This is a genomic window from Amycolatopsis roodepoortensis, from assembly GCF_024628825.1.
Lineage (GTDB): Bacteria > Actinomycetota > Actinomycetes > Mycobacteriales > Pseudonocardiaceae > Amycolatopsis > Amycolatopsis roodepoortensis.
Genome location: NZ_CP102415.1, coordinates 7,919,371 through 7,931,558 on the forward strand (window position 1 = coordinate 7,919,371; position 12,188 = coordinate 7,931,558).

The following is a 12,188-nucleotide window of genomic DNA, read 5'->3' on the forward strand; positions in this document are numbered from 1 at the left end:
TCGCCGGATGGACGCCGCCGAACTCCTCGCGCTCGACGCGGAACACGTCTGGCACCCGTACGGGCCGATGCCGAGCACGATCGATTCCCTGCTCGTGCGTGAGGCGAGCGGGGTCCGCCTCACCCTCGACGACGGCCGTGAACTGGTCGACGGCATGTCGTCCTGGTGGGCGGCGATCCACGGCTACCGGAACCCGGTGCTGGACGCGGCGCTGGCCGAGCAGGCGGGCCGGATGAGTCACGTGATGTTCGGCGGGCTCACCCACGAACCGGCCATCCGGCTGGCGAAGACGCTGGTCGACCTCGCTCCGGACGGGCTGCGGCACGTCTTCCTGTGCGATTCCGGGTCGGTGTCGGTCGAGGTCGCCGTCAAGATGTGCCTGCAGTACTGGCAGTCGGTGGGGCGCAAGGAAAAACGGCGCCTGATGACCTGGCGCGGCGGCTACCACGGCGACACGTTCACGCCGATGAGCGTCTGCGATCCCGAGGGCGGGATGCACTCGCTGTGGCGCGGGATCCTGCCGGACCAGCTGTTCCTGCCCAAACCGCCCGGTGGTTTCGCCGACGAGCCGGATCCGGCGTACCTCGAACTGCTCGCGATCGAGATCGAGCGGCACGCGGGCGAGCTGGCCGCGGTCATCGTCGAGCCGGTCGTACAGGGCGCCGGCGGGATGCGGTTCCACCCGCCCGCGTACCTGCGCGCGCTGCGCGAGATCACCGAGGCCAACGGCGTCCTGCTCATCTTCGACGAGATCGCCACCGGTTTCGGCCGCACCGGCACGATGTTCGCCGCCGAACACGCCGGCGTCACCCCGGACGTCCTGTGTCTCGGCAAGGCGCTGACCGGTGGTTATCTCACGATGGCGGCGGCGCTGTGCACGCCGGAGATCGCCGACGGGATCTCGCGCGGCGAGCTGCCGGTGCTGGCGCACGGACCGACGTTCATGGCGAACCCGCTGTCCTCGGCCGTCGCCAACGCCTCGCTGGGGATCCTGGCCGAAGGCGGCTGGAAGTCCGACGTCCCGCGGATCGAGGCGGCGCTGAAAGCCGGGCTCGAACCGGCTCGCGAGCTGCCCGCGGTCGCCGACGTGCGAGTGCTCGGCGCCATCGGGGTGGTGGAACTGGACCACCCCGTGGACATGGCGGTGGCGACCGAAATCCTCACCGCGAACGGGGTCTGGCTGCGCCCGTTCCGGAACCTGATCTACACGATGCCGCCCTACATCTCCCAGGCGGACGACCTCGCCGCCATCACCTCCGCAATGGTCTCGGCCGCCCAAAAAGCGTAAATACGGCGAAATTCAGCCCAAAGAGTGTGACAGCGGCCACAGCAATCGGGAGAGGCCACGCTGGGTACAGAGCGTGGTCGCGAGTTGATCTTGGTCAAGCGAACGGGCGAGTCCGATCGAGGTCCAACTCGGGCGCTTTGTCGTCAAAGCGTGGTTCGTCCTAGTTCCCTGGTGCACAAGCAAACCTGAGAAACCTTTGCGTAGCGGACTTTTGCGCGCCGATCGGGTTTCCTGCCCCCATGATCGACTTCGTTGGTGACGAGCACGACACCGGGCCTCCGGGCCGCCGCAATCCCGCATCGACCCTCCTGAAGAACCTCCGCCACGACCTCCCGGCTTCGGTCGTCGTCTTCCTCGTGGCCGTCCCGCTTTCGCTCGGCGTCGCACACGCCGCCGGGGCCCCCTTGCTCGCCGGACTCGTCTCCGCCGTCGTCGGCGGGATCGTCGCGAGCCTCTTCGGCGCCTCCGCCCTTCAAGTCAGCGGTCCCTCCGCGGCGTTGACGATCGTCATCGCGGAGACCATCGCCACCTTCGGCTGGGCGGCCACCTGCGCGATCACCGCCGCGGCGGGCGTGGTCCAGATCCTCTTCGGCGTGTGCCGCGTCGCGCGGGCGAGCCTGGTGATCTCGCCCGCCATCGTGCACGGCCTGCTCGCCGGGATCGGCCTGATCCTGGTCCTCGGCCAGCTGCACGTCGTGCTCGGTGGCACGCCGCGGAGTTCCGCGATCGAGAATGTCCTCGCGCTGCCTGGCCGGATCGTCGGGCACCACGACCAGGCCGCGCTGATCGGTGTCGTCACCGTCGGTGTTCTGCTGGCCTGGACGCGGATGCCGCGTTCGGTGCGCCGCGTCCCCGGCCCGCTCGCCGCCGTCGCGCTGGCGACCGGCCTCTCCGTCGCGGCCGGGATGGACCTGCCGCGCGTCGACCTCCCGAACGGCTTGCCAGGGCTGGGTTTCGTCCCCGAGGCGCCGTCCGGTTCCTGGGCCGCGATCATCGCCGCCGTCCTCTCCATCGCGCTCATCGCCAGCCTGGAGAGCCTGCTTTCCGCCGTCGCGATCGACAAACTCCGCGAGGGGCGGCGCACCGACCTCGACCGCGAACTGATCGGGCAGGGCCTGGCGAACGCCGCTTCCGGTTCGCTCGGCGGATTCCCGGTCACCGGCGTCGTCGTGCGCACCATGACCAACTTCGAAGCGGGCGCCCGCACCCGGATGTCGGCGATCCTGCACAGCGTCTGGATCCTCGGCTGCTGCCTGTTCCTGGCGGGCGCGCTGCGGCTGATCCCGCTGGCCGCGCTCGCCGGCCTCCTCGTCTACGTCGGCGCGAAACTGGTCAACCTCACCAATCTCCGCGAGGTCCGCCGCCACGGCGACCTGCCGGTCTACCTCGCGACCCTGCTCGGCGCGGTCGCGGTCGACCTGCTCACCGGCGTCGCCGCGGGGATCGTGGTGGCGCTCGCGCTGATGCTGCGCCGGATGCTGTTCTCCGGCATCCACGTCGAACGGGACGGCCCTCGTAGCCGCGTCGTCATCGAAGGCGCGCTCACTTTCCTTTCCGTGCCAAGGCTCACGACCGTTCTCGCCGAAGTACCCGGACGTTCGGAGGTGACGCTCGAACTGTTCGTCGACTATCTCGACCACGCCGCTTTCGACTGCCTGCGCGGCTGGCAGCGCGCGTACGAACGCGCCGGGGGGACCGTGATCGTCGACGAGATCGGGCATCCGTGGTTCGGCCGCGGCAAGGCGGGCGTCCCGACCGTGCGCCGCGGCGTCGCCTCGCGCGTGGTGCCGCGATGGCTCGCGCCGTGGTCGCAATGGCAGGCCGAACACCTCGAACTGCCGGGCCAGCGTGGCGGCAGCGTTCCGTTGTGCCGTGGTGCTTCGGAGTTCCAGCGGCGGACGGCGCCGCTGCTGCGGAGCACGTGGGACGGGCTAGCGAACGGGCAACGGCCGCACACGTTGTTCGTCACCTGTGGCGACGCGCGGATCGTGCCGAACCTGATCACCACCAGCGGGCCGGGGGACCTGTTCACCGTGCGGAACATCGGAAACCTCGTCCCGCATGCCGGTGCCGAGGCGGATTTCTCGGTGGGGGCGGCGATCGAGTACGCCGTCGGGCTACTGCGGGTGCGGGAAGTGGTGGTGTGCGGGCATTCCGGCTGCGGGGCGATGAAGGCGTTGCTCGGTGACGCGCCCCCCGGTCTCGTGCACCTCGGTGGCTGGCTGCGGCACGGCGAGGCGACGTTGCGGCGCAGGGAAAGCGAAGGGCCGGTGCTGCTCGACGGTGCCCGGCCCGGCCACGAGGCTGATCTGCTCGCTTTGCACAACGTGGTGCAGCAACTGGAAAACCTGCGCTCGTACCCGGTGGTGGAGGCCGCGCTGGCGCGGGGCGAACTCCGGCTGACGGGGATGTACTTCGACGTCGGGAAGGCGAACGTGTACCTGCTCGACGAAGCGTTGCGGTCGTTCACGTCGGCGGCGACCCCGGTGAAGTCCTGAGCGCTTGCCGACGCCGCGCGAGCAGGTCGCGAAAGCCACTTTCGAGACGTCAGATGTCCCGAAAGTGGCTTTCGCGACACGGCCCGGTGCCACGGGCGGAGCGGCCGGTCCTGCCAGCCGGGACAGGTTGCGAAAGCCACTTTCGCAACCTTCAACGTTGCGAAAGTGGCTTTCGCAACGCCTCGCCGGGCAGGGACCGGCCCGCGCGCGCAGCCGGCCGAGTTGACCGGGCGGCCGACCGATACATCCCAGGATTCGGGAGCCCGCAAGGCTTTTCGCAACGCGCGGGACATCTCCAGGCAACAGAACGGGCCGAAAGTGGGCCATGCCACCCGCCAGTGGGGTGATATTCACTCGATAGGGTGGTGCATATCGGACAATTCACCAGTTTCCTGGTGATCATGATGGTGATCATCAAAAAACCTCTCGCCGTGCTCCGGCACGACCTGCCCGCCTCGTTGGTGGTGTTCCTCGTCGCCGTCCCGCTGTCACTCGGGATCGCTCTCGCGTCAGGGGCGCCGATCGTCGCGGGGTTGATCGCCGCCGTGGTGGGAGGTGTGGTCGCCGGAGCCCTCGGCGGCTCCGCCCTCCAGGTCAGCGGCCCGGCCGCCGGGTTGACGGTGATCATGGCCGAGACCATCGCGACCTTCGGCTGGGCGACGACCTGCGCGATCACCGTCGTCGCGGGGGCGCTGCAGATCCTGCTGGGCCTGAGCCGCATCGCCCGCGCGGCGCTCGCGATCTCGCCCGCCATCGTCCACGGCATGCTCGCCGGTATCGGGGTCACGATCGTCCTCGGCCAGCTCCACGTCGTACTGGGCGGAACGGCCCAGAGCTCGGCGCTCAAGAACATCGCCGAACTGCCCGCGCAGATCGTCGGCCACCACGACACCGCCGCGCTGATCGGCGTGCTCACCATCGGCATCCTGCTGCTGTGGCCACGGCTTCCCGCGTCCGTCCGCAAGGTGCCCGGTCCGCTCGCCGCGATCGCGCTGGTGACCGTGCTGTCCGTCGCCGCCGGGATGACGCTGCCCCGCGTCGACCTTCCGGGTGACCTGCTCAACATCCGCTTCGCGCCGGAATTCCCGGACGCGGGCTGGGGCGCGTTCGCCGTCGCGGTCATCACCATCGCGCTGATCGCCAGCGTGGAAAGCCTGCTCTCGGCCGTCGCCGTCGACAAGATGCACACCGGCCCGCGGTCGAACCTCGACCGCGAGCTGATCGGGCAGGGCGCCGCGAACATGACCTCGGGTGCGCTGGGCGGCCTCCCGGTCACCGGCGTGATCGTCCGCAGCTCCACCAACGTCGCCGCCGGCGCCCGCACCCGCGTGTCCGCGATCCTGCACGGCGTCTGGATCCTGGTGTTCGTCGCCGCGTTCGCCGGGCTGATCCAGAACATCCCGCTCGCCGCGCTGGCGGGCCTGCTCGTCCACGTCGGCGCGAAACTGGTCAACCCCGGCCACATGAAGCAGGTCCTCAAACACGGCGACCTGGGGCTGTACCTGGTGACGCTCGCCGGCGTCGTCGTCTTCGACCTGCTCACCGGAGTCCTGCTCGGGATCGCGCTTTCGGTGCTGCTGATGCTCCGGCGCACGGTGTGGTCCGGTATCCACGCCGAACGCGCCGGTGACGAATGGCGCGTCGTCGTCGAAGGTGTCCTGACGTTCCTTTCGGTGCCGAGGCTCAGCCGGGTCCTCGCGACCGTGCCCGACGGCGCGAAGGTGACTCTGGAGCTGGTCGTCGACTACCTCGACCACGCCGCCTTCGAGAGCCTCTCGAACTGGCAGCAGGCGCACGAACGCGCCGGCGGGCAGGTGATCGTCGACGAGGTCGGGCATCCGTGGTTCGCCAACGGCAAATCCGGCGACCCCACGCTGACCAGGACGGCCGCGATGCGGTCGGTGCCGCGGTTCCTCGCGCCGTGGTCCGACTGGCAGGCCAAGGACGTCGAGGTGCCCGGTCAGCGCGGCGGGCCGACCCTGCGCGGGGCGACCGAGTTCCAGCGGCGCACGGCCGCGCTCATGCAGCCCGCGCTCAGCAAACTGGCGGGCGGCCAGTCGCCGCACACCCTGTTCATCACCTGCGGTGACGCGCGGATCGTGCCGAACATGATCACCACCAGCGGTCCCGGCGACCTGTTCACCGTCCGCAACATCGGGAACCTGGTGCCCGCCCGCCGGGCCGATCCGTCGATGGGCGCCACCGTCGAGTTCGCCGTCGGTGTGCTGAAGGTGCGCGAGATCGTGGTCTGCGGGCATTCCGGCTGCGGCGCGATGCAGGCGCTGGCCACCGGCGCCCCGGACGGCGCGCCGATGCTGGCCTCCTGGCTGCGGCACGCCGAACCGAGCGCGAACCGCAAGGCGGCGGTGACCCTCGACGGCGAACGTCCGGACACCGAGGTCGACCGGCTGGCCCTGCAGAACGTCCTGCAGCAGCTGGAGCACCTGCGCCACTACCCGCTGATCGCCGAGGCGGAGGCGCGCGGCGAACTGCACCTGACCGGGATGTACTTCGACGTCGGCGCGGCGCAGGTCTACCTGTCCGACGACGAGAGCCCGGCGTTCACCCCGGTCGGCGTCGTCGCCTCCGTGCCCGAACAGGGGAGCTGACCGGCCCGTTCAGCCATCCTTCACTCCGACCCACTAAGTTCAACGCACGTGAGCATGCTGGTCATGACCGGCACCGGTACGGGTGTCGGCAAGACGATCTCCACCGCCGCCATCGCCGCTCTGGCCGCCGGTCAGGGCCAGCGTGTCGCCGTGCTGAAACCGGCGCAGACCGGAGTGGGCCCGGACGCGCCGGGCGACCTCGCCGACGTGCTCCGGCTCGCCGGTCCGGTCACCACCCGTGAGCTGCGGAGATACCCGGATCCGCTGTCGCCGGAGGCGGCCGCCAGGCTTTCGGGGCTCCCGACGTTGACCCCGAGCGAGATCGCCGCCGCGGCGAGCGATCTCAATGGCGAACACGACCTCACGCTCATCGAGGGCGCGGGCGGCCTGCTGGTCCGGTTCGACGCCGCCGGGGCCACCCTCGCCGACGTCGCGTGGTCGCTGGGCGCGCTGGTCATCATCGTCGCGGAGGCCGGGCTGGGCACGCTCAACGCGACCGCCCTGACCGCCGAGGTCGCCACCAAACGCGGGCTCACCGTGGCCGGGGTGATCATCGGCTCGTGGCCCGACGAGCCGGATCTGGCGGCGGTGTCGAATCTGGCCGACCTGCCGGTCGCCGCGGGGGCCCCGCTGCTGGGCGTGCTGCCCGCCGGGCTGGGCACGGCCACTCCCGAAGAATTCGCCGACCGGGCAAGGGCGGGTCTCTCGCCGTGGTTCGGCGGGGAGTTCGACCCGGAATGCTTCGTCGGCCGCGCGTCGGCCCAGAAGTGACCTGCGTCGCTGTGGCCGGGACGCCCGGTCGTGCACGATGATGTGCCTTCGCTTCACCGCCCCACCCCGAACAGGAGCCGCCTCGTGACCACTGCCCCGGAGACCGTCGACATCCTCGCCGTGGCGCGTGACCAGGTCCTCGAGCGTGGTGTCGGGCTGAGCGAAGAGCAGATCCTCGAGGTCCTGCGGCTCGACGACGACCACCTGACCGACCTGCTGGCGCTGGCCCACGAGGTCCGGATGCGCTGGTGCGGCCCCGAGGTCGAGGTCGAGGGCATCATCAGCCTCAAGACCGGCGGCTGCCCCGAGGACTGCCACTTCTGCTCGCAGTCCGGCCGCTTCCCGACGCCGGTGCGTTCGGCGTGGCTGGACATCCCCGGCCTGGTCAAGGCCGCCCGCCAGACCGCCGAGACCGGCGCGACCGAGTTCTGCATCGTCGCCGCCGTCCGCGGCCCCGACAAGCGGCTGCTCTCGCAGGTCCGCGAGGGGATCAAGGCCATCCGCGAGGACGGCAACGACATCCAGATCGCCTGCTCGCTCGGCATGCTCACCCAGGAGCAGGTCGACGAGCTCGTCGAGATGGGCGTGCACCGCTACAACCACAACCTGGAGACCGCGCGCTCGCATTTCGCGAACGTCGTCACCACGCACACGTGGGAAGAGCGCTGGGAGACCCTGCGCATGATCCGCGAGGCGGGCATGGAGGTCTGCTGCGGCGGCATCATCGGCATGGGGGAGAGCATCGAGCAGCGCGCCGAGTTCGCCGCGCAGCTGGCCGAGCTGAACCCCGACGAGTGCACGATGAACTTCCTCATCCCGCAGCCGGGTACGCCGTACGAGGGATACGAGGTCGTCGAGGGCAAGGACGCGCTGCGGACCGTGGCCGCGTTCCGGCTGGCGATGCCCCGTCCGCTGCTGCGCTTCTCCGGCGGCCGTGAGCTGACCTTCGGTGACCTCGGCACCAAACAGGGCATGCTCGGCGGCATCAACGCGATCATCGTCGGCAACTACCTGACCAACCTCGGCCGCCCGGCCACCGCGGACCTGGCGATGCTCGAAGAGCTGAAGATGCCGGTGAAGGCGATCAGTGACGTCCTCTGACGAACCCGCGTTCTGCGTCCACTGTGGACAGCCGTCCGACGGTGGCGCGGAACATCCCGCTTGCCACAACCCGAGAACGGCGCTCGAACCGCCGCGCTTCTGCACGTACTGCGCGCGGCGGATGGTCGTCCAGATCACCCCGGTCGGCTGGACGGCCCGGTGCAGCCGTCACGGTGAACTCGCCGGCTGACTTCCCGCAATTCGTCCTCTGGACGCGGTAGTTGCACGCGCAACGACCGCATTCGGAGGACGAAACGCGGTGGAGGCGCGTGCGCTGGGGGCGTCATTGGTTACGCTCTGCACAAGCAGCACGAGGGAGGAGTCCGGGGTTGGGCGAGACGACGGGTAAACCGGCGCACCTGTCTTCCAGTGTGCCCGCCCCCTGGTCGGTGCCCGTGCTGCCGAGGCCGCGCCGCCCGCACCCCAAGGTCGTCGTCAAGGCCGATCTGCTGCCGGCGATCAGCGTCCTGTCCACGGCGGGGCTGCTCGGCTTCCCGCTGGCCTGGCTTTGGTCGCGGCTCGCGCCGCCACAGCGGATGCGCGTGATCAACGACCGCGGCGCCCTCGCCCCGCTGGAGCTGGAGAGCTGGCACCGCTTCGACGATCTGGCCGTCTACGGTTTCCTCGCGCTCGGCGCCGGGCTGCTGATCGGCATCGTGACCTGGCTGCTGCGGGAGCGCCGCGGTCCGGTCGTGCTGATCGCCGCCACCGGCGGCGCGACCCTCGCGGGCTGGCTGGGGACGACGATGGGCGTCGCGTTCGCCAACGGCCGCTACGAGATCGGCGCGGCGCCCGCCGTCGGCGACGTCATCGCGAAGGCGCCGCAGATCGAATCCCCGTGGATCATGCTCGCCGCGCCGCTGATGACCACGCTGGCGTACACGTTGCTCACCGCGTGGAACGGACGGGAAGACCTGGGCCGCCGCCTCGGCTGACGGATTTCCTCTAGGGTGGGCCGGGACACATCTCTAGGGGGCTTTCTCTTGACCGACGACATCGAGGTTTCCCGGCACAACGCCGTCCGTTTCCCGGGTATCAGCCCGCGCGCCTACGAACACCCCGTGGACCGCGGCGCACTGGCCACGCTGCGCGCCGTTCCCGGGTTCGCGCAGGTCGTGAAGGCGGTTTCGGGCTTCTATGCCGAACGCGGCGAGCGGCTGATGGCGCTCGCGTCCGCGATCAGGGTCGGCCCGAAGCAGTATCCGGAACTGGACAAACTGCGCAACGAATGCGCCGAAACGCTCGACCTCGACCGCGTGCCGAACCTGTTCGTCGCCCGCAGCCCCGAGGTCAACGCGCAGACGATCGGCATGGACGAGCCGTTCATCGTGCTCAACACCGCGGCCGTCGAAGCGATGGACCTCGCGTCACTGCGGTTCGTGATCGGGCACGAGATGGGCCACGTGCTGTCCGGGCACGCGGTGTACCGCACGATCATGATCCGGCTGATCGGCCTGCAGATGTCGATGTCGTGGACGCCGGTGAGCGCGATCGGCATCCGCGTGGTCATCGCCGCGTTGCGCGAGTGGTACCGCAAGGCCGAACTGTCCTGCGACCGCGCCGGGCTGCTGTGCTCGCAGGACCCGACGGCGGCGCTGCGCTCGCAGATCCTGGTCGCGGGCGGGATCGACCCGGCGAAGATCGACATCCCGGCCTTCCTGCAGCAGGCGTCGGAGTACGAGTCGGTCGAGGACATCCGCGACAGCTACCTGAAGCTGCGCTACGTCGAGACGATGTCGCATCCGCTGGCCGTCGTGCGCGCCGCGCAGTTGCAGAAGTGGGCCGCGTCCGAGGAGTACCGGGGGATCCTGGCGGGCGAGTACCCGCGCCGCGACGAGGACGCGCCGTCGTCCAACTGGACCGAGGACCTCAAGTCGGCCGCGAAGTCGTACAAGGACTCCTGGAACGGCTCGACGGACCCGCTGACGAAGGTGTTCAGCGACGTCGGCGAAGCGGTGTCCGGGGCGGCGGGCAAGGTGTGGAGCAAGTTCGGCGGGGGCAACGGTTCGGACGAGGGTTCGGCGCCGGAGTCCGGTAAGTAGCGTTTCGCGAGTGCTATGACGCTTGGGGTATGTCTTAGGTGCCTACTGGCTTCCGGCTGCTGTTGATCCCGGGCTCCGGCCCGGGGGTTCCGGCGGTGTGTCGCGAAAGCCACTTTCGGGACACCAGATGTCTCGAAAGTGGCTTTCGCGACAGGGTCGCCAGGGCGGTACCAACCCCAGCGCCCGACAGGGACCCGGCGAGTACATGAAGGCCCCCTTCCTGTACCTAGGCGCAAGGAAGGGGGCCTTCATGTACTGGGGAAGGTGTGAAGGTCGAGTTTCCTCGGCTGAGCCGAGGGAAGGGGGCCTTCACGCGCGGCCGCTGTCAGCCGCAGCCGAATCCAGTAGGTACCCAAGACGTCTGACCCGGATCGCCGCTCACGACCCACTGCCGCCTCAGTTCAGGTTCGAGGGGCGGGTGAACTCGCCGAGTTCCCCCGGCGGCATCGGGACCGCGCCGAGCGTGCTGAGGAACCCGGCCTCCCGCGTCAGCAGCCGGCACGCGATCCGCAGCCGCCGCAGCGGGTTCGTCTCCTCCAGCAGGCGCTGCCGGTCCTCCAGCGGGAGCAGGCAGTCCGCGGTGAGCCGGTACGCGAGCGCCGCGATGTCGCCGTCCTCGGGCGGGGTGGTCCAGTCGTCGGCGTGCCAGGCGGATTCGCAGTAGCGCCGGTGCGCGGCCTTCGCGACGTCGGCGAGCCTGTTCACGGTGTCGCCGGGTACCGAGGCGACCCGGTCGTCGGGCACCCATTCGACCGCGCCGATCAGGTACGGCGCGGAAACGCGGTCGATCTCGAGCAGCCGGAACCGGCGCCGCGCGGTGGTGACGACGTCGAACCTGCCGTCCGGCAGCCGTTTCGCCTCGCGCAGCACCGTGCTGCAGCCGACCTCGTGGACGTGCTCCGGTCCGCTGACCTCCCTGACCATCGCCGACCGCAGCGCGACGACGCCGAACTCGCGGTCCGGCACGACCTCGCCGACGAGGTCGGCCATCAGCTGCCGGTACCGCGGCTCGAAGATGTGCAACGGAAGGTGTGTTCCGGGCAGAAGCACGGTCTGTAGCGGGAACAGCGGCAAGATCGCCTTCCCGGTGGACTCCTCGCTCGGCTCGGTCACCCGTTCAAGGTACGGGGACCGGGAGGACTTCGCAGGACGGTCACTTCCCGGCGGGCGGGCGGAAGACCGCGAACGGGTCGGTGATCTGCATCCCCTTGCCCGCGAAGGAGAAGAGCGCCGCCGGACGTCCGCCGCTGCGCCCGGGCGGGGCGGTGTGCCCGGTGGGGACCAGCAGCCCGCGCCGGGACAGCACCCGCTGCAGGTTCGTCGCGGACACCCGGTAACCCAGCGCAGCCGAGTACAGGCCCCGCAACGCCGATACGGTGAACTCTTCCGGGGCGAGCGCGAAGCCGAGATTCGTGTAGCAGAGCTTCGAGCGCAGCCGGTCCCGCGCGCGCAGCACGATGGACTCGTGGTCGAACGCCGTGCGCGGCAGCTCGGAAACGTCGTGCCATTCGGTGTCTTCGGGGACTTCGGGGTCCACATCGGACGGTACGAGGCCGAGGAACGCCGTCGCGACGACGCGGGGCCCCGGCACCCGGTCCGGCGCGCTGAAGACCGCCAGTTGCTCCACATGCTTCAACTGGCGTACGTCGACCTTCTCCGCGAGTTGCCGCCGGATGGACGCCTCGACGTCTTCATCCGGGCGAAGCCTGCCCCCGGGAAGGGACCAGCGGCCGAGATGCGGATCGAGGGCGCGCCGCCACAGCAGGACCCGGAGTGTGTCGGAGCGCACTTGCAGGACCGCTCCCAAAACCTCGTGGGCGAGGGGGGTCTGGGTGTTAAGATGACTTCGCACGGTTTTCGATTGTAAGGCGAAAACCGG

10 protein-coding genes are annotated in these 12,188 nt (G+C 69.9%); 8 read left to right on the plus strand and 2 right to left on the minus strand.

The window, feature by feature from the left end:
- Window positions 1-7: 7 nt before the first annotated feature.
- From NQK81_RS38155 to NQK81_RS38190, 8 genes are all read left to right on the plus strand, one after another.
- Entirely contained in the window at window positions 8-1,288 is a 1,281-nt protein-coding gene (locus NQK81_RS38155; protein WP_257485342.1) for an adenosylmethionine--8-amino-7-oxononanoate transaminase, read from the plus strand.
- Between the two features lie 239 nt (window positions 1,289-1,527).
- Window positions 1,528-3,786, plus strand: coding sequence for a bifunctional SulP family inorganic anion transporter/carbonic anhydrase (locus tag NQK81_RS38160; protein ID WP_257485343.1), 2,259 nt, complete (start codon window positions 1,528-1,530; stop codon window positions 3,784-3,786).
- 401 nt (window positions 3,787-4,187) lie between these two features.
- Window positions 4,188-6,395 carry a SulP family inorganic anion transporter gene (locus NQK81_RS38165; RefSeq protein WP_443092903.1) on the plus strand — a complete coding sequence of 736 codons (2,208 nt, stop codon included), beginning with the start codon at window positions 4,188-4,190 and terminating at the stop codon, window positions 6,393-6,395.
- 54 nt (window positions 6,396-6,449) lie between these two features.
- Window positions 6,450-7,166, plus strand: coding sequence for a dethiobiotin synthase (bioD, locus tag NQK81_RS38170; RefSeq protein WP_257489926.1), 717 nt, complete (start codon window positions 6,450-6,452; stop codon window positions 7,164-7,166).
- A gap of 84 nt (window positions 7,167-7,250) precedes the next feature.
- Window positions 7,251-8,267: a biotin synthase BioB gene (bioB, locus tag NQK81_RS38175; protein WP_034321321.1), complete on the plus strand. Its 1,017-nt coding sequence runs from the start codon at window positions 7,251-7,253 to the stop codon at window positions 8,265-8,267.
- Window positions 8,254-8,457 (plus strand): biotin synthase auxiliary protein BsaP, encoded by a 204-nt coding sequence (bsaP, locus tag NQK81_RS38180; protein ID WP_257485344.1) that lies wholly within the window; start codon window positions 8,254-8,256, stop codon window positions 8,455-8,457. The genes bioB and bsaP overlap by 14 nt, the downstream gene beginning before the upstream one ends.
- 139 nt (window positions 8,458-8,596) lie before the next feature.
- Complete coding sequence (locus NQK81_RS38185) at window positions 8,597-9,202, plus strand: DUF2567 domain-containing protein (RefSeq protein WP_257485345.1); 606 nt, start codon at window positions 8,597-8,599, stop codon at window positions 9,200-9,202.
- Window positions 9,203-9,250: 48 nt separating this feature from the next.
- Window positions 9,251-10,309 (plus strand): M48 family metallopeptidase, encoded by a 1,059-nt coding sequence (locus tag NQK81_RS38190; protein ID WP_126733758.1) that lies wholly within the window; start codon window positions 9,251-9,253, stop codon window positions 10,307-10,309.
- Window positions 10,310-10,705: 396 nt separating this feature from the next.
- Here the strand turns inward: NQK81_RS38190 and NQK81_RS38195 are convergent, their stop codons facing one another.
- On the minus strand, window positions 10,706-11,422 hold the full coding sequence (locus tag NQK81_RS38195; RefSeq protein WP_126733757.1) for an LON peptidase substrate-binding domain-containing protein: 717 nt from the start codon (window positions 11,420-11,422) through the stop codon (window positions 10,706-10,708).
- 40 nt (window positions 11,423-11,462) lie between these two features.
- Window positions 11,463-12,098: an NUDIX hydrolase gene (locus NQK81_RS38200; RefSeq protein ID WP_034321308.1), complete on the minus strand. Its 636-nt coding sequence runs from the start codon at window positions 12,096-12,098 to the stop codon at window positions 11,463-11,465.
- Between the last annotated feature and the right edge of the window lie 90 nt (window positions 12,099-12,188).